Raw genomic sequence first — 16,525 nt, 5'->3', positions numbered from 1 at the left:
AATCGGATGGAATAAAACTATGTGTGGAATCGTTGGTGTTGTCAGTACTGCGCCGGTTAATCAACTGATTTATGACGCTTTGTTGCTTTTGCAGCACCGTGGGCAAGATGCTGCTGGTATCGTGACCCAGCAAGGCCGCAAATTTTTTATGCACAAAGCCAAGGGTATGGTGCGCGACGTATTCCGCACTCGCAACATGCGTGCCTTGCCTGGCAATGCGGGCTTGGGCCAAGTGCGCTATCCCACTGCAGGCAACGCCTACAGTGAAGAAGAGGCTCAACCCTTTTACGTCAATGCGCCTTTTGGCATTGTGCTGGTGCACAACGGCAATTTGACCAATGCTCAGGCCCTGCGCACCGAGCTGTTCCTGACAGACCACAGGCATACCAACACGGAGAGCGACTCAGAGGTGCTACTCAACGTGTTTGCGCACGAACTGGAGCGTGCGACCCGAGGTGTTCCTCTGCAGCCAGAAGATGTCTTCACTGCGGTGCGTGCTGTGCACCAGCGTATCAAAGGCTCTTATGCTGTGATCGCCTTGATTGCTGGCCATGGATTGCTGGCATTCCGTGATCCGCATGGTATCCGCCCCTTGGCGATGGGTCGCAGCCAAGATGGTACGGTCATGGTGGGCAGTGAGTCGGTGGCGCTCGAGGGCACTTCACATGTGTTTGAGCGCAACATTGAACCTGGCGAGGCGGTCTTCATCACCCTGGACGGTACAGTGCACTCGCGCCAATGCGCCCAAGCACCGCAGTTGAATCCTTGCATTTTTGAGTTTGTGTACCTTGCTCGGCCTGACTCCGTGTTGGATGGAATCTCCGTCTACCAGGCGCGCTTGAATTTGGGCGAAGCGCTTGCCAAGCGCGTTGTGTCTACTGTGCCGCCCAATGAGATTGATGTGATCATTCCCATTCCGGAATCGAGCCGTCCAAGCGCCACACAACTGGCCCACTTGCTGGGCATTCCCTACCGAGAAGGTTTTGTGAAGAATCGCTATGTGGGGCGTACTTTCATCATGCCCGGGCAGGGGGTTCGCAAAAAATCAGTGCGCCAAAAGCTCAACGTGATCGGCAGTGAATTCAAAGGCCGCAACGTGTTGCTGGTGGATGACTCCATCGTTCGCGGAACGACATCGCGTGAGATCGTCCAAATGGCACGCGACGCAGGGGCTCGTAAGGTGTATCTGGCCAGCGCAGCCCCTCCGGTTCGCTATCCCAATGTGTACGGCATCGATATGCCCACCAGCAAAGAGCTGGTGGCGCACGGACGCACGGTGGAAGAAATTCGCCAGGCCATCGGCTGTGATGCGCTGATTTACCAGGATGTGGAAGCCATGAAACGGGCTGTGGGGTCGCTCAATAGCGCCATCTCTGGTTTCGATGCATCTTGCTTTGACGGCGTATACGTCACAGGCGACATCACTGCAGAAGACATTGCGCGCCTTAATGAAGGCCGCGTAGGGGCGGAGGAGGGGGAGGAGGACACCTCTCGGCTTGCTTTGCCCAATGCCCAGGAAGCCTGATCTCCCTTTGGTTGCCCTTCCTTCAGTGGGTGACCGAGCCCTTTGATTCATTGATTTACCCCTGAGCTGCGCGGCACACCTCGCGTTGGCTCACCTCTATTGCCATGACAGAAACCAATGTTGCGCGTGTGCGCACCCGCTTTGCTCCTTCTCCCACTGGGTTTATCCATTTGGGAAATATTCGCTCTGCGCTGTACCCCTGGGCGTTTGCGCGCGCTACGGGTGGGGATTTCATTTTGCGCATCGAAGATACAGACGTAGAGCGGTCCAGCCAAGCCGCTGTGGATGTGATTCTGGAAGGCATGCAGTGGCTGGGTATGGAGCCCGACGAAGGTCCGTTCTATCAAATGCAGCGCATGGACCGTTACAAGGCCGTGCTGGCCCAAATGCTGGCAAAAGGCGATGTATATCCCTGCTATATGAGTGTGGCCGAGCTGGATGCACTGCGTGAGGGCCAGATGGCTGCCAAGGAAAAACCCCGTTACGACGGTACCTGGCGCCCTGAGGAGGGCAAAACACTGCCTGCGATCCCTGAGGGCGTTCAGCCGGTGCTGCGGTTTCGCAACCCCAAAGACGGTGTAGTTGCCTGGGAGGACAAGGTCAAAGGCCGTATTGAGATTCGCAACGACGAACTCGACGATTTGGTGATTGCACGCCCCGATGGCACCCCCACCTACAACTTCTGTGTGGTGGTGGATGACATTGACATGGCGATCACCCATGTGATCCGTGGCGATGACCATGTGAACAACACGCCGCGCCAGATCAATATCTTCCGTGCCTTGGGGACCGAGCCGCCCGTGTATGCGCATTTGCCTACTGTGCTCAACGAGCAGGGCGAGAAGATGAGCAAGCGCAATGGCGCCAAGCCAGTGACGCAGTACCGCGACGAAGGGTATCTGCCCGAGGCCATGATCAATTACCTGGCCCGCCTGGGCTGGAGCCATGGCGACGATGAAATTTTCAGCCGCGAGCAGTTCTTGCAATGGTTCAACTTGGACCATCTGGGGCGCAGCGCTGCACAGTTTGATGATGCCAAGCTGCGCTGGGTGAACGCGCAGCACATCAAAACAACCGCAGACGAGGCGTTGGCTGTTTTGGTGGCGGAGCAGTTAGTTCAACGCGGCATTGATCCGTCAGTACTGGACGACGGTCGTTTGCCGCGCATTTGTGGTTTGTTCAAGGATCGTTGCGACACCACCGTGGCTTTGGCGGATTGGGCCTTTGTCTTTTACGGCGATGTCAAGCCGCAAGCTGCTGAAATGGAGCAGCATGTGACTCCCTCCATTTATGCGGCCCTGGATTCCCTGGCTGCAGCCCTGGCTGCTTGTGCATGGGACAAGGCTTCCATCGGTGCTGCGTTCAAAGCCACGTTGGCAGAGCAGGGTCTCAAGATGCCTCAACTGGCCATGCCAGTGCGGGTGTTGACCGTGGGTACAGCCCATACGCCTTCCGTGGACGCTGTGCTTGAACTGGTTGGCCGCGAAAAAGTTCTCGCACGTTTGCAAAACCGCTAAATATCTGTATATAATTCAAGGCTGTGATGACGATGACTTAGATTTAAGTCAAAGCCATTAAGGGGGTATAGCTCAGCTGGGAGAGCGCTTGCATGGCATGCAAGAGGTCATCGGTTCGATCCCGTTTACCTCCACCAAATTTGTCAGTATTAGTTCGGTTAGTTCCAAGGTTTTGACCCCATCGTCTAGAGGCCTAGGACATCACCCTTTCACGGTGAGTACCGGGGTTCGAATCCCCGTGGGGTCGCCAAGTTGTAGCGCTTGGCTTGTGTCAGAGACGCAAGCAAAAGCTATCTACCAGGAGTGGTAGTTCAGTTGGTTAGAATACCGGCCTGTCACGCCGGGGGTCGCGGGTTCGAGTCCCGTCCACTCCGCCAAATCCAGAGTCTGAAGTCATTCAGGCTGGGTCTTCAAGTAATTGAAGCACCGTGGGGGTATAGCTCAGCTGGGAGAGCGCTTGCATGGCATGCAAGAGGTCATCGGTTCGATCCCGTTTACCTCCACCAAATTTGTCAGTATTAGTTCGGTTAGTTCCAAGGTTTTGACCCCATCGTCTAGAGGCCTAGGACATCACCCTTTCACGGTGAGTACCGGGGTTCGAATCCCCGTGGGGTCGCCAAGTTGTAGCGCTTGGCTTGTGTCAGAGACGCAAGCAAAAGCTATCTACCAGGAGTGGTAGTTCAGTTGGTTAGAATACCGGCCTGTCACGCCGGGGGTCGCGGGTTCGAGTCCCGTCCACTCCGCCAAAATAAAACGCCGCAATGGTTCCATTGCGGCGTTTTTCTTTTTTGGCTCTGTCGAGGGTAGATCTGATGCCTGCTTGAAGCATTTCCCTGGCTTTCCGCATCCTCAGATACCCTGGCCTATGGCTTGATGCTGGCTGCCCTGTGGCAGCTGCAGTTGGGTGGATTGCCCTCCGGTCTGGTGGCATCTCTCTGATTTTTACTTCAAAAGGCTTGCAGCGCCTTACGGGTAAGCGCTACAAGCTATGAAAAATGTAGCGATTAACGGGGCGCTAGGCGAATGGCGCCATCCAGGCGTATCACCTCGCCGTTGAGCATGTCGTTTTCAAAGATGTGCAAGGCGAGTTTGGCGTAGTCTTCCGGGGTGCCCAGGCGGCTGGGGAAGGGTACGCCTGCGGCCAGCGCATCCTGCACTTCTTGGGGCATGCCGAACAGCATGGGGGTGCCAAAGATGCCAGGGGCGATGGTCATGTTGCGTATGCCGTTGCGCGCCAAGTCGCGGGCGATGGGCAGGGTCATGCCGACGATGCCGCCTTTGGATGCGGAGTAGGCGGCTTGGCCAATTTGTCCGTCGTACGCCGCCACGCTGGCTGTGGAGATCATCACGCCGCGCTCGCCAGTCACTTCGGGGGTGTTTTGGGACATGGCCTGGGCGGCCAGCCGGATCATGTTGAAGCTGCCCAGCAAATTCACCGTGATGGTCTTGCTGAACAAGGCCAGCGAGTGCGCCCCATTTTTGCCCACGGTTTTCTCGGCGGGGGCAATGCCGGCGCAGTTGACCAGCCCCATCAGCTTGCCCAAGGACACGGCTTTATCCACCACGGCCTGGCCGTCGGCTTCGCTGCTGACATCGCAGCGCATGAAGGTGCCACCAATGTCTCGCGCCACAGCCTCGCCTTTGTCCGCCTGCATGTCCGCAATCACCACGGTGCCGCCGCGCAGCGCCAGCATGCGTGCCGTGCCTTCACCCAGTCCCGAAGCGCCGCCGGTCACGATGAATACTTTGCCTTTAATCTCCATGAGCCATCTCCTTTGTGAATTACGTTAACGTAAACGTCAATTATCCTTCAGGCGCATTCTCAAACCCCAAAACTCTCTGTCTTTGGTGCTTGCATTGGGCTTGCGGGCACAAAAAAGCCCGGCAGAGCCGGGCTGGTAGGACTGGAAGGAGGCCCTCAGATCACTGGAAGCCGACGCGGTCCAGCATCTGTTGAACCTTGGTCACGTTCGCACCCACGGCGCTGATCGGGATGGTTTCGCTCTTGAACGGCGCGCCACCGGTCATGGCCTTGAGGGCGGGGTTGTCCAGCGTCACGCCCTTGACGGTAGGCCACTCGTTGTTGCCGTTCGCAAAGTAGTTCTGGGCTTCTGGGCTGGCCAGGTATTCCAGGAACTTGACGGCGTTAGCTTGGTTCTTGGAGTAACGGGCCACGGCGCCGCCAGCGATGTTCATGTGGGTGCCCCAGGAGGATTGGTTGGGGAACACGACCCCCACCTTGTTGACCACGGCCACGTCCTCGGGCTTGTTGGAGCGCATCATGCGCGCCAGGTAGTAGGTGTTGGTCACGCCGATATCGCACTCACCAGCGGCCACGGCCTTGATCTGGTCGGTGTCGCCGCCCTTGGGAGGGCGTGCCAGATTGGCCACCATGCCCTTGAGCCAGGCTTCGGCCTTTTGCTCGCCCATGTGCTCCGTGACGGCGCCGAACAGGCTCAGGTTGTAAGGGTGCGAGCCCGAGCGAATGCACAGCTTGCCCTTGTTCTTGGGGTCACCCAGAGACTCGTAGGTGTCCACATCGGTCTTTTGCACCTTGACCTTGTTGTAGACGATCACGCGCGCGCGGGTCGACAGGCCAAACCAAGAAATGCCGCCGTCGGCTGCAGGCGCGCTGCGCAGGTTGGCGGGAATCGCATCGTTGAGCAACTTGGACTGGATCGGTTGGAACAGACCGTCCACTTCGCCCTTGTACAGGCGCGCAGCGTCCACCAGCAGGATGACGTCGGCTGGCGAGGCTGTGCCTTCGGCCTTCAGGCGCGCCAGGATGCCTGCATCGTCAGCGTCCACACGGTTGATTTTGATGCCAGTGGCCTTGGTGAAGCCGGTGTACAGGGCCTCGTCGGTCGAGTAGTGGCGTGCGGAATAGAGGTTCACCACTTGTTCTTGGGCCAATGCGGCGCCCGCAGTGGCGGCCAGTGCGCAGGCGGTCAGCAAGGCTTTCACGGTCTTCGACATGGAATGCTTCTTTCGGGGTTATGACCCCAGGATGATAAAACAAACGCGAATTATTCTTAATAAAACCCGTGTGGCGCGAGGGTGTCAGGCGGCTTAGAACAGGTTCTTAGACGCTGCAGCTGTTTTGATCTGCGTGAGGCTGGGCGCTCACTCGTCGATGGACGCGCTCCAGCGGCTGCCCCAGTCCTGGGCACGCTCGATGTTGCGCCGATCGCGTTTGGTGGGGCGCCCGTCTTGCAGGGTGGCTGCGGGCTCGGGAGCCAAGCGCCTTTGTTCTGCCGCCTGCTCGCGGGCCGCAATGCTTTCCACCGTCTCCTCGTACAGCAACTGGGCCACAGGGGCGGGGCCACGGGCACCGCTGAGGGCCCGCACCAGCACCGTGCGGGCCACGGGGCCTTGGCGCAAAGCCACGGTGTCGCCGCAGCGCAGGTCGCGCGCGGGCTTGGCCTGCTGGCCGTTCACGGTCACGCGGCCTTTGCTGATTTCTTCGGTCGCCAGGCTGCGGGTTTTGTAAAAGCGCGCGCACCAAAGCCATTTGTCCAGGCGCATCGTTTCGGTCACATTCATGGGGGTGGATTGTGCCGCGTTGCCTTATTCGCCGTCTTGGGGGATGGTGGGGTGGCCCGCGTCAGGCTGCGGCCGCGCGAGCGGCAGGCGCACCACGGCGTCCAGCCCCAGCACCCGTGTTCCCTGTTCGCGATTGGTCAGCGCAATGCTGCCTTCCAGCGCCTGCACGATCTCCTGGCAAATGGCCAGGCCCAGGCCACTGCCGCTGCGCACATCGCCTGCAGAAAATGGCTGAAAGAGCCGCGCCGCCAGCTCCGGCTCAATCCCTGGGCCGTGGTCGCTGATGGTGAGCGCGGTGTGGTGTGCGTCGCTGCGCAGGTCCACCGTCAACTCGCTGCCGGGCGGCGCGTGGCGCACCGCGTTGTGCAGCAGGTTGCGGGTCAGCTCGCGCAGCATCCACTCATGGGCGCGCACGGGTGCGGCCTCGGTTTGAATGCCAAAGTCCAGGTCGCGTTGTGCGATCAGGGGCGAGATCTCCAGCGCTACGGTGCGCAGCACCTCGTCCAGCCGGGTGATGGGCGGCTCGCTTTGCTGGCGCAGTTGCTCCACCTTGGCCAGGGCCAGCATCTGGTTGGCCAGTTGGGTGGCGCGGTCCACGGTGTCGCTGATTTCATGCAGGGCCTGCTCGGCAGGCATGTCGCCCCGCAGGGCCGATTGCACCTGGGTTTTGAGCACGGCCAAAGGGGTGCGCAGTTGGTGCGATGCATCGCGCACAAACCGCTTTTGGTGGCGCAGCAGGTGGCGCAGCCGCTGCATGACCTGGTTGGTGGCGGCAATCAGGGGCTGCAGTTCGCGCGGGGCTGTGGGCGCGGCGATGGGGCTCAGGTCACCTTCGCCACGGGCCTGCAGTTGCAGGCTCAGGTGCCGCACGGGGCGTGTGGCGCGTTGCACGACCCACAGTACGGTGAAGGCGATCACTGCAATCAGCAAGGCCTGCCGCAACAGGGTCTTCCACAGAATCTGCAGCGCCAACGTCTCGCGCACCTCCAGCGTCTCGGCCACCTGGATCACTGCCATGCCGCGCCCCTCTGCGCTGGCCACGGGCTGCAGCAGCACGGCCACCCGCACGGGTTGGTTGCGAAAGACATCGTCGTAAAAATCCACCAGCGCCGCGTAGGGCGGCTTCAGCGGGATCTTGCCGCGCCACTCGGGCAGGTCGTCAAAGCCTGAGATCACCTCGCCGCTTTGGGTGGAGACGCGGTAGAACATGTGGCTTTGATTGTCTGCCTCAAACGCCTCCAGCGCAGAGTAGGGAACGATGGCCCGGATGTGGGCGTCGTCGTCAAAGCCCTCCACATCCAGCTGTTCGCTGATGCTTTTGGCCGATGCCAGCAGAGTGCGGTCGTAAGCGGTGTTCAGCGAGGCCAGCGTCTGGTGGTAGAGACTGTAGGTGTTGAAGCTGATGAACGCCACCACCGGCAGCAATATGCCCAGCAGCAGCCTGCGGCGCAGCGAGTGGGTGGCTTGCAGCGGCTCGGTCATGCAGGGCGCTTTCTTTGCTTCTCTTGCCTTCTCAGGCTTGTGCATCGGTGCGCAGCAAATAGCCCAGCCCGCGCAGCGTCATCAGCGTCAGCCCCGTGCCCGCCAGTTTTTTGCGCAGACGGTACACCACCACTTCGATGGCTTCGTACTGCACATCCAACTGGCCCGGGAACACCAGCTCATACAACCGCTCCTTGGTCACGGCATGGCCCGGCTGGGCCAGCAGGGCGTGCATCAGGGCCAGCTCGCGCGGGGTCAGCTCCATCACCTCGCCATTCAGGTACAGCGCACCGCTGTCCTTGTCATAGCGTATGGCGCCGATTTGCGTGGTGTTGCTGCCCACCGGGGTGGCGCCTGGGTCGGCGCTGCGCCGCACCAGGGCGCGCAGGCGGGCCTCCAGCTCATCCAGGTCAAAGGGTTTGGGCAGGTAGTCATCCGCCCCGGCATTGAGGCCCATGACGCGGTCGCCCACGGTACCCCGGGCGGTGAGGATCAGCACCGGTGTGCGCAGGCCCAGGGCGCGGGCGCGTTGCAGCACTTGCAGCCCGTCCAGGCCGGGCAGCGTCAGGTCCAGGATCACGGCGTCCGGCACCCGGCCCACCCATTGGGTGAGAGCGGCTTTGCCGTCGCCCACAGCTGCCACCTCCATGCCACGGCGCGTCAGCGCCCGCTGCAAGGTGGTCTGCATGGTGGGGTCGTCTTCTACAAGGAGCAATTGCATGCGCGGCACCATAGCACCGACTGGGCCGTGGTTTCCAGAGTTTTCAAGGGGAAATGCCGGATTGCGACACCCAGGCTGGGGCGCGGCAGGCCATCGCCGTATGGGTGTTTTCCCTGAGTTCGCAGACAGCCTTTTGACAGGCAGAGCACGCATCATCGACAGATTCGCCAACCGTTCCAGGAGACACCGATGCGTCGCGATACCTTCCTCAAGTCTTTGGCCGCCCTGGCCGCCGCTGGCAGCCTGCCAGTGTCGGCGCAGACTGCCGCTTTGAAAATGATGATCCCCGCCAACCCTGGTGGCGGCTGGGACACTACAGGCCGTGCCCTGGGCAAGTCCATGCAAGAGGCGAGCGCTGCTTCCTCGGTCTCGTATGACAACAAGGGCGGCGCTGCGGGCGCCATCGGTCTGGCGCAGTTCGTCAACTCCAGCAAGGGCGACCCGAACGCCCTGATGGTGATGGGTGCTGTGATGCTGGGCGGCATCATCACCGGCAAGCCGCCCGTGGGCCTGGACAAGGTCACCCCCCTGGCGCGCCTGACCAGCGAATACAACGTGTTCGTGCTGCCCGCCAATTCGCCTTTCAAGACCATGAAGGACGTGGTCGAGCAGCTCAAGAAAGACCCCGGTAGCGTGAAGTGGGGCGGTGGCTCGCGTGGCTCCACCGAGCACATCGCCGCCGCCATGATTGCGCGTGAAGTGGGTGTGGACCCTGCCAAGATCAACTACGTGGCCTTCCGTGGGGGTGGCGAGGCAACGGCCGCCATCCTGGGTGGCAACGTCACCATCGGCGGCAGCGGCTACAGCGAGTTTGCCGAGTACATCACGGCCGGCAAGATGCGCGCTGTGGGCGTCACATCGGCCACCCGCCTCAAGGGCGTCAATGTGCCTACGCTCAAGGAGCAAGGCATCAACGTGGACATCGGCAACTGGCGCGGCGTGTATGGCGCCCCTGGCATCACGGCCGAGCAGCGCAAGGCTTTGATCGATGCCCTGGCCAAAACCTTCAAGCACAAGGCCTGGCAAGACGCCATGGACAAGAACGGCTGGACCCCTGCATGGCTGGCGGGCGACGAGTTCTCCAACTTCGTGGACGCTGAATTTGCCAGCCTGCGCGCCACGATGGCCAAGTCCGGAATGATCTAAAGCGAGGTAGGGCTGCAGCGGCTTTGCGTCTGCCCTGATGGGGTGGGCGCAGCGCCGCTGTGCCAGTTGGTGCGAAAGAAAAAATCATGACACAACAACATTCATCGCGCTCCAAGCCGCTACAGACCCTCATTGGCGTAGGCATTGTGGCGCTGGCGGGGTTGCTGGCCTGGGGGGCCAGTTCTGTCAGCTCAGAGGCGGGCTACGGTGGCGTGGGGCCGAACTTCTTCCCGTGGGTGGTGGCCATCGTGCTGTTGATCTGCGGGGTGCTGTGCGTGGTGCACGCGCAGACCGGCGGCTTTCGCGCGCTGGAAGACGGCTCGGGCGACGAGCGCGCGCACTGGAAGGGCTTCATCTGGGTGTCTGCCGGTTTGCTGCTCAATGCGCTGCTCATCACCACCCTCGGCTTCATCCTGAGCTGCGCGCTGTGCTTTGTGCTGTCGGTGCGGGGCTTCAAAAGCTCTGAAGGCGAGCTGGACCTGCGCCTGCAGGCCTGGATCAAGGACTCGGCCATTGGCTTCGCCGTAGCGGCGCCGGTGTACTGGATGTTTACGCAATTGCTGGCCATCAACCTGCCTGGCCTCACCAACACGGGGTGGCTGTAAAGCCCGCACGCTATGGATACGCTCAATCTCTTGATGCAGGGGTTCATCACCGCTGCAACCCCCATCAACCTGCTGTGGGCCTTTGTGGGCTGCATCATTGGCACCGCCGTGGGCGTGTTGCCAGGCATTGGCCCCGCAGTAGCGGTGGCCATGCTGCTGCCCATCACCGTCAAGGTCGAGGCCACGGCCTCCATGATCTTCTTTGGCGGCATCTACTACGGTGCGATGTACGGTGGCTCCACCACCTCTATCTTGCTGAACACGCCGGGTGAGGCGGGCTCCATGGTCACCGCCATGGAAGGCAACAAGATGGCCAAGCATGGCCGCGCCGGCGCCGCGCTGGCCACGGCGGCCATTGGCTCGTTTGTGGCGGGCACCATCGCCACCATCCTGGTCACGTTTTTTGCGCCGCTGGTGGCTGAGTACGCGGTGCGACTGGGTCCGCCAGAGTACTTCATGCTGATGGTGCTGGCCTTCACCACCGTGAGCGCGGTGCTGGGCAAGAGCACGCTGCGTGGCATGGTGGCACTGTTTGTCGGTTTGGCCATGGGCCTGATCGGCATCGACCAGATCACCGGCCAAGCCCGCTACACCGGTGGCGTGCCCGAGTTGATGGACGGCATCGAGGTGGTGCTGATTGCCGTGGGCCTGTTTGCCGTGGGCGAAGCCCTGTACAACGTGATGTACGAAGGCAAGGCGGATGAGACCCAGAACCGCCTGACCAGCACCCACATGACCAAGGAAGAGTGGAAGCGCTCCTGGCCTGCCTGGATTCGTGCCACGTTCATCGGGTTCCCGTTTGGCACCGTGCCCGCGGGCGGCAGCGAGATACCTACCTTCCTGAGCTACGCCGCTGAAAAGAAGCTGAGCAAGCACAAGGAAGAGTTTGGCACCACCGGCGCCATCGAAGGCGTGGCGGGCCCCGAGGCGGCCAACAACGCGGCCATCACCGCCACGCTGATTCCGCTGCTCACGCTGGGCATCCCCACGTCCAACACCACGGCCATCTTGCTGGGTGCGTTCCAGAACTACGGCATCCAGCCCGGCCCGCAACTGTTTGATACCAATGGTGCGCTGGTGTGGGCGCTGATTGCGTCGATGTACATCGGCAACGTGATGCTGCTGATCTTGAATCTGCCCCTGGTGGGCCTGTGGGTCAAGCTGCTGAACATTCCCAAGTCGTACCTGTACGCGGGCATTCTGGTCTTCTCCACGCTGGGCGTGTATGGCATGCGCCAAAGCGCTTTCGACCTGGTGCTGCTGTATGCGATTGGCCTCTTGGGCGTGGTGATGCGCCGCTACGACTTCCCGGCTGCGCCGGTGGTGGTCGGCATGATCCTGGGCCCCTTGGCCGAGGCGCAGATGCGCAACGCCGTGTCGATCGGCGAAGGCAAGTGGACGATTTTCCTGGAGCGCCCAGGCTCGCTCACCCTGATCGTCATCGTGCTGGCCGTGCTGATCGTGCCGCGTCTGCTGCGCCGCTGGGCGGCCAAAAAGATCCAGGCGGTAGAGGCCAGCGCAGGCTGACCTTCTTCCCGCCGCCGCTGCACACGTGCTGCGGATGGGTGACCCAGAGGGTGTGCAGCAATGTCTGCACACCCTTTTTTCATGGGCGCTGACAAAAGGGGGTTGGGGGTAAGAGCGTGGTCGCAGTGCGGGTGCGGGCCGTTGGAGGGCAGGGCGATAGCCTGCGATGTGTGCACGCGGCAAAGCCGCGAAACGGGCAGGTGTTGCACTGACCCCAGTGTGGATTGGCAAGGCACAGCCAAGGTGCTGCGGGGTGGGAGGAGAACCGGGCCACCCACCCCCCATCACGCTGGCTTCGCAAGCAGGCATCGGGGGGTGGTCCCCCGATGCCCTCCCACCAGGTACTTGCTTTCACGCCGCAGATTGTACTCTAAAATGCGAATCGTTCTTATTTGCAAGGATGGCGCATGCACTCACTATCGCAAGAGTTTCTGGCCCTGTGCCGCCAATTGGGCGAAGCGCAGACCCGTTGCAGCGCCGCCATGGCCGCGCAGGCTGCCGAGCTGGAGCGGCTGCAGCGCGAAGTGGTGCGGTTGCGCGCGGCCGTCATCGTGCGCGACACCCGGCTGGAGCAAGCCCGCGCAGCGCTGGAAGAAGCCCGGCAGGCCCAGCCACCCGGATTGCCCCGGCGCAAAGAGATGGCGCGGCACATCCGCATGCTGGCCGAGCGGGTGGCCATGCTCTCGCGCGAATGTTTGCGCTGGCGCTTGCACGCCGTGGTGGGGGCCGGCGGGGGGGAGGGGGCTGGCTTGTTGGCCGATGCGCCTGTGGCGAACCCGGCAGCGGCCGCCACCCATGCAGGCCAGCCCCAAGCAAGCCACAGCGCCGCGCTCGCGCAGCCTGATCTGGACGAAAGCCTGGCCGCCGCAGACCTGGTGATCTGCCAGACCGGCTGCATCAGCCACGACGAATACTGGCGCGTGCAAGACCATTGCCGCCGCACAGGCAAGCCCTGCATTTTGGTGGACCAGGCCAGCCCGACGCCTGGTGTGCATGTGCTGCAGCAACCTGTGGTGGTGCTGCGCATGGCCCAGGGCCTGCGGGCTGTGCGCGGCGTGCCGGGATGGGAGCGGCCCGGCGACCTGCCCATGGGGGCGCACGCAGCGCTGCAAACCACCCTCGATGCCCATGCCATCCATGCCGAGGTCTGTGAACGGGTTCATAAGTAAAAAGGCCCCCAGCGATTATTCATAAAGCGCTGGTAGCTATATTTTTAGTAGCGCTTGGCGACCCCATGTGCAGCAGGGCAATGGCCCACGGGCCCCGCGCTACCATCGCCCCATGCCCCCGTTCAAAGACGACACCCCGGCACTGCCGCTCGATGCCCAAGGCATTCTGGAGCTGGCCGCGCGCTCCATGTTCCAGCTGTTTTCCAGCGTCAGCCAGGGCATGCTGCTCATTGACCTGAGCGGGCGCATCGTGTGGATCAACGAGGGCTACCTGCGCTTTCTGCCCGACCTGGGGTTTTCGTCCGTCGACCAGTTTGTGGGCCGCATGGTGGAGGACGTGATCCCCAACACCCAGATGCACCGCGTGCTGGCCACCGGCCAGCCCGTGCTGGTGGATTTGCTCACCAACCATGCGGGCACTTTTGTGGTCAGCCGCATTCCGCTGCGCGACGAGGCCGACCGCGTGATCGGTGCCATCGGCATCGTGCTGTTTGACCACCCCGAGACCACGTTGCAGCCCCTCATCAGCAAGTTTGCGCTGCTGCAGCGCGACCTGGACGACGCCCGGCGCGAGCTGGCCAGCCAGCGCCGCCGCACCTTGGTGGGGTCGGGCTTGGGCGACGGGCAGCGCCGCGCCAAGTACACCTTCGCCAGCTTCATTGGATCGAGCCCTGCCGCCGCCGAGGTCAAGCGCCAGGCACGGCGTGCGGCGCAGTCCAGCAGCCCGGTGCTGCTGCTGGGCGAGACGGGCACGGGCAAAGAGCTGCTGGCCCACGCCATCCATGCCGCATCGAGCCGCGCCAGCGGCCCCTTTGTCAGCGTCAACATCGCCGCCGTGCCCGACACGCTGCTCGAAGCCGAATTCTTTGGCGTGGCCCCCGGCGCCTACACCGGTGCCGACCGCAAGGGGCGCGACGGCAAGTTCAAGCTGGCCGATGGCGGCACGCTGTTCCTCGACGAAATTGGCGACATGCCGCAAAGCCTGCAGGCCAAGCTGCTGCGGGCGCTGCAAGAGGGCGAGATCGAGCCGCTGGGCAGCAACAAGCTCGTGCCCTTCAATGTGCGCATCCTCGCCGCCACCTCGCGCGATTTGGCCGCGCTGGTGCGCGAGGGCAGGTTCCGCGAAGACCTGTTCTATCGCCTGCATGTGCTGCCCGTGCGCGTGCCGCCCTTGCGCGTGCGGCGCAGCGACATCCCCGCGCTGGTTGAGGCCTTGGGCGAAGACCTGGCCCTGCGCAATGGCACACCGCCACCCGAGCTGCAGCCCGACGCCCTGGCCCTGCTGGCGGGCCAGCCCTGGCGCGGCAACATCCGCGAGCTGCGCAACGTGCTGGAGCAGGCGGTGATGCGCAGCGACTCCAGCATCATCGACGCCGCCCAACTGGCCCGCGTCCTGCGCGAGGCGGGTGTGGAGCCCGCCGCCCCGGCGCCCGTGGCCGAGCTGAGCAGCGCCACCGCGCTGGAATCCGACGGCGATGCCCGCTACCTGCGCCCCCTGGCCGAGCAGGTGGAAGAGCTGGAGCGCCGCGCCATTGCCGCCACGCTCAAGGCCAACGGCGGCAACAAATTGGCCACCGCACGGCAGCTGGGCATCTCACGGGCCACGCTGTATGAACGTCTGGAAAACCCTGATCTAAAAACAGACAGTTGACTGAATTTCAGTCGTTGATTTGTCTGGAAATTGACCATATGGGTGAAATGATCGTGGCCACTCTGGTGTGGCACCCAATCAAATCAACCACTTGCGCGCCCCTGTGCAATCCGCGCTCGCTGGCACGCCATGTGCACTACAGCCTGCATAACCACAGGAGACAACCGCCATGCAACGCCGCACCCTGGTCACTGCTGCCGCCACCGTTACCGTTCTCGCTGCCAGCCTGGCCACCCCCGCCTGGGCCCAGTCGGGCGAAATCCGCATCGCCCACATCTACAGCAAAACCGGCCCGCTGGAGGCCTATGGCAAGCAGACGCAGACCGGCCTGCTGATGGGTCTGGACTACGCCACCGGCGGCACCATGCAGGTGGGCGGCAAGAAACTGGTGGTGATCGAGAAAGACGACCAGGGCAAGCCTGACCTGGGCAAGAGCCTGCTGGCCTCGGCCTATTCCGACGACAAGGCCGACATTGCCGTAGGCCCCACCTCCAGCGGCGTGGCGCTGGCGCTGCTGCCCGTGGCCGAGGAATACAAAAAGATCTTGCTGGTAGAGCCCGCTGTGGCTGACGCCATCACCGGCGACAAGTGGAACAAGTACATCTTCCGCACCGGCCGCAACAGCAGCCAGGACGCCATCAGCAACGCTGTGGCGGTTGACAAGGCGGGCACCACCATCGTCACCCTGGCGCAAGACTACGCCTTTGGGCGTGACGGCGTGAAGGCCTTCAAGGAAGCCATTAAGAACGCCAAGCTGGTGCACGAGGAATACCTGCCACAAAACACCACCGACTTCACCGCAGGCATCCAGCGCGTGGTCGACAAGCTCAAGGACCAGCCTGGTCGCAAGGTGGTGATGGTGATCTGGGCCGGGGGCACGCCGCCCTATGCCGCGCTGGCCGCGCAAGAGCTGTCCAAGCGCTTTGGCATTGACGTGGCCACGGGCGGCAACATCCTGCCCGCCATGGCCAGCTACAAGGCCTTCCCTGGCATGGAAGGGGCCACGTACTACTACTTCGGCATCCCCAAGAACCCCGTGAACGAGGCGCTGGTTGCGGCCCACTACAAGCAGTTCAAGGCCCCGCCAGACTTCTTCACCGCCGGGGGCTTCACCTCGGCCATGGCGCTGGTCACCGCCCTCAAGGCCACCAACGGCGAGACCAATACCAACAAGCTCATCAAGACCATGGAAGGCATGAGCTTTGACACGCCCAAGGGCAAGATGACCTTCCGCAAGGAAGACCACCAGGCCCTGCAGAGCATGTACCACTTCAAGATCAAGGTGGACCCGGCCTTTGCCTGGGGCGTGCCCGAGCTGGTGCGCGAGATCAAGCCGGAAGAGATGAACGTTCCCATCCGGAACAAGAGGTGAGCATCCCCCTGAGCGGCTTTGCCGCTTCCCCCTTCTCTCGTTTCGCTGCGCGAAGCGGGAAGGGGGACGCCACCAGCGCGGCGGGGCGGCCCTTGCGCGGTGGCCGCTGACATGGGCCGTGCCAAGTGCAGCCATCGCGCCCGGTTGCTGCGAATTTGATAGCTGCTTGCGCTTATTCAATAAGCGCTGGGGGCTGTTTTGACTCTGAATTTTCTGTCCATGGCCATTCCTCCAACCGTTCGGGCTGAGCCTGTCGAAGCCGGGGCA

The 16,525-nt window shown here is 62.4% G+C and carries 13 protein-coding genes and 6 tRNA genes; 14 read left to right on the top strand and 5 right to left on the bottom strand.

Annotated elements, in window-relative coordinates:
- Positions 1-19 precede the first annotated feature (19 nt).
- From purF to C8C98_RS00190, 8 genes are all read left to right on the top strand, one after another.
- Entirely contained in the window at positions 20-1,525 is a 1,506-nt protein-coding gene (gene purF / locus C8C98_RS00225; RefSeq protein ID WP_121452663.1) for an amidophosphoribosyltransferase, read from the top strand.
- Positions 1,526-1,629: 104 nt separating this feature from the next.
- Positions 1,630-3,042 (top strand): glutamate--tRNA ligase, encoded by a 1,413-nt coding sequence (gene gltX / locus C8C98_RS00220; protein WP_121452662.1) that lies wholly within the window; start codon positions 1,630-1,632, stop codon positions 3,040-3,042.
- A gap of 61 nt (positions 3,043-3,103) precedes the next feature.
- A tRNA-Ala gene (locus C8C98_RS00215) sits at positions 3,104-3,179 on the top strand.
- Between the two features lie 37 nt (positions 3,180-3,216).
- Positions 3,217-3,292: transfer RNA gene (locus C8C98_RS00210), tRNA-Glu, on the top strand.
- 50 nt (positions 3,293-3,342) lie between these two features.
- Positions 3,343-3,419: transfer RNA gene (locus C8C98_RS00205), tRNA-Asp, on the top strand.
- Positions 3,420-3,472: 53 nt separating this feature from the next.
- Positions 3,473-3,548: transfer RNA gene (locus tag C8C98_RS00200), tRNA-Ala, on the top strand.
- Between the two features lie 37 nt (positions 3,549-3,585).
- A tRNA-Glu gene (locus C8C98_RS00195) sits at positions 3,586-3,661 on the top strand.
- Between the two features lie 50 nt (positions 3,662-3,711).
- Positions 3,712-3,788: transfer RNA gene (locus C8C98_RS00190), tRNA-Asp, on the top strand.
- 258 nt (positions 3,789-4,046) lie between these two features.
- Here the strand turns inward: C8C98_RS00190 and C8C98_RS00185 are convergent.
- The 5 genes from C8C98_RS00185 to C8C98_RS00165 all read right to left on the bottom strand — a co-directional run bounded on the left by C8C98_RS00185 (position 4,047) and on the right by C8C98_RS00165 (position 8,788).
- Complete coding sequence (locus tag C8C98_RS00185) at positions 4,047-4,805, bottom strand: 3-hydroxyacyl-CoA dehydrogenase (RefSeq protein ID WP_121452661.1); 759 nt, start codon at positions 4,803-4,805, stop codon at positions 4,047-4,049.
- Between the two features lie 160 nt (positions 4,806-4,965).
- Positions 4,966-6,018 carry an extracellular solute-binding protein gene (locus C8C98_RS00180; RefSeq protein WP_121452660.1) on the bottom strand — a complete coding sequence of 351 codons (1,053 nt, stop codon included), beginning with the start codon at positions 6,016-6,018 and terminating at the stop codon, positions 4,966-4,968.
- 147 nt (positions 6,019-6,165) lie between these two features.
- Positions 6,166-6,585 carry an RNA-binding S4 domain-containing protein gene (locus C8C98_RS00175; protein ID WP_099655939.1) on the bottom strand — a complete coding sequence of 140 codons (420 nt, stop codon included), beginning with the start codon at positions 6,583-6,585 and terminating at the stop codon, positions 6,166-6,168.
- Positions 6,586-6,609: 24 nt separating this feature from the next.
- A complete protein-coding gene (locus C8C98_RS00170) occupies positions 6,610-8,067 on the bottom strand; it encodes a sensor histidine kinase (RefSeq protein ID WP_121455923.1) in 1,458 nt (485 codons plus the stop codon).
- A 31-nt stretch (positions 8,068-8,098) separates the two neighbouring features.
- Complete coding sequence (locus C8C98_RS00165) at positions 8,099-8,788, bottom strand: response regulator transcription factor (protein ID WP_099743496.1); 690 nt, start codon at positions 8,786-8,788, stop codon at positions 8,099-8,101.
- Positions 8,789-8,977: 189 nt separating this feature from the next.
- Here C8C98_RS00165 and C8C98_RS00160 point away from each other — a divergent pair, with 189 nt between their 5' ends.
- The 6 genes from C8C98_RS00160 to C8C98_RS00135 all read left to right on the top strand — a co-directional run bounded on the left by C8C98_RS00160 (position 8,978) and on the right by C8C98_RS00135 (position 16,258).
- Positions 8,978-9,934 carry a tripartite tricarboxylate transporter substrate binding protein gene (locus C8C98_RS00160; protein ID WP_121452659.1) on the top strand — a complete coding sequence of 319 codons (957 nt, stop codon included), beginning with the start codon at positions 8,978-8,980 and terminating at the stop codon, positions 9,932-9,934.
- Positions 9,935-10,020: 86 nt separating this feature from the next.
- Complete coding sequence (locus C8C98_RS00155) at positions 10,021-10,539, top strand: tripartite tricarboxylate transporter TctB family protein (protein WP_121455922.1); 519 nt, start codon at positions 10,021-10,023, stop codon at positions 10,537-10,539.
- A 12-nt stretch (positions 10,540-10,551) separates the two neighbouring features.
- Positions 10,552-12,066: a tripartite tricarboxylate transporter permease gene (locus C8C98_RS00150; protein WP_121452658.1), complete on the top strand. Its 1,515-nt coding sequence runs from the start codon at positions 10,552-10,554 to the stop codon at positions 12,064-12,066.
- Between the two features lie 407 nt (positions 12,067-12,473).
- Positions 12,474-13,235: a DUF2325 domain-containing protein gene (locus C8C98_RS00145; protein ID WP_121452657.1), complete on the top strand. Its 762-nt coding sequence runs from the start codon at positions 12,474-12,476 to the stop codon at positions 13,233-13,235.
- A 112-nt stretch (positions 13,236-13,347) separates the two neighbouring features.
- Positions 13,348-14,886: a sigma-54-dependent Fis family transcriptional regulator gene (locus tag C8C98_RS00140; protein WP_121455921.1), complete on the top strand. Its 1,539-nt coding sequence runs from the start codon at positions 13,348-13,350 to the stop codon at positions 14,884-14,886.
- Between the two features lie 169 nt (positions 14,887-15,055).
- The gene (locus tag C8C98_RS00135; protein ID WP_121452656.1) at positions 15,056-16,258 is read left to right on the top strand and encodes a substrate-binding domain-containing protein; all 1,203 of its coding nucleotides are present in this window, start codon (positions 15,056-15,058) and stop codon (positions 16,256-16,258) included.
- Positions 16,259-16,525: the final 267 nt, after the last annotated feature.

It is taken from the genome of Acidovorax sp. 106, from assembly GCF_003663825.1.
Lineage (GTDB): Bacteria > Pseudomonadota > Gammaproteobacteria > Burkholderiales > Burkholderiaceae_C > Acidovorax.
This window is presented reverse-complemented; position numbering and strand designations above follow the sequence as displayed.

Coding starts and splice junctions, on each gene's coding strand:
- C8C98_RS00135 (WP_121452656.1), top strand. CDS start 15,056: ATGCAACGCCGCACCCTGGTCACTGCTGCCGCCACCGTTACCGTTCTC.
- C8C98_RS00145 (WP_121452657.1), top strand. CDS start 12,474: ATGCACTCACTATCGCAAGAGTTTCTGGCCCTGTGCCGCCAATTGGGC.
- C8C98_RS00180 (WP_121452660.1), bottom strand. CDS start 6,018: ATGTCGAAGACCGTGAAAGCCTTGCTGACCGCCTGCGCACTGGCCGCC.
- purF (WP_121452663.1), top strand. CDS start 20: ATGTGTGGAATCGTTGGTGTTGTCAGTACTGCGCCGGTTAATCAACTG.
- C8C98_RS00170 (WP_121455923.1), bottom strand. CDS start 8,067: ATGACCGAGCCGCTGCAAGCCACCCACTCGCTGCGCCGCAGGCTGCTG.
- C8C98_RS00185 (WP_121452661.1), bottom strand. CDS start 4,805: ATGGAGATTAAAGGCAAAGTATTCATCGTGACCGGCGGCGCTTCGGGA.
- C8C98_RS00175 (WP_099655939.1), bottom strand. CDS start 6,585: ATGAATGTGACCGAAACGATGCGCCTGGACAAATGGCTTTGGTGCGCG.
- gltX (WP_121452662.1), top strand. CDS start 1,630: ATGACAGAAACCAATGTTGCGCGTGTGCGCACCCGCTTTGCTCCTTCT.
- C8C98_RS00160 (WP_121452659.1), top strand. CDS start 8,978: ATGCGTCGCGATACCTTCCTCAAGTCTTTGGCCGCCCTGGCCGCCGCT.
- C8C98_RS00140 (WP_121455921.1), top strand. CDS start 13,348: ATGCCCCCGTTCAAAGACGACACCCCGGCACTGCCGCTCGATGCCCAA.
- C8C98_RS00165 (WP_099743496.1), bottom strand. CDS start 8,788: ATGCAATTGCTCCTTGTAGAAGACGACCCCACCATGCAGACCACCTTG.
- C8C98_RS00155 (WP_121455922.1), top strand. CDS start 10,021: ATGACACAACAACATTCATCGCGCTCCAAGCCGCTACAGACCCTCATT.
- C8C98_RS00150 (WP_121452658.1), top strand. CDS start 10,552: ATGGATACGCTCAATCTCTTGATGCAGGGGTTCATCACCGCTGCAACC.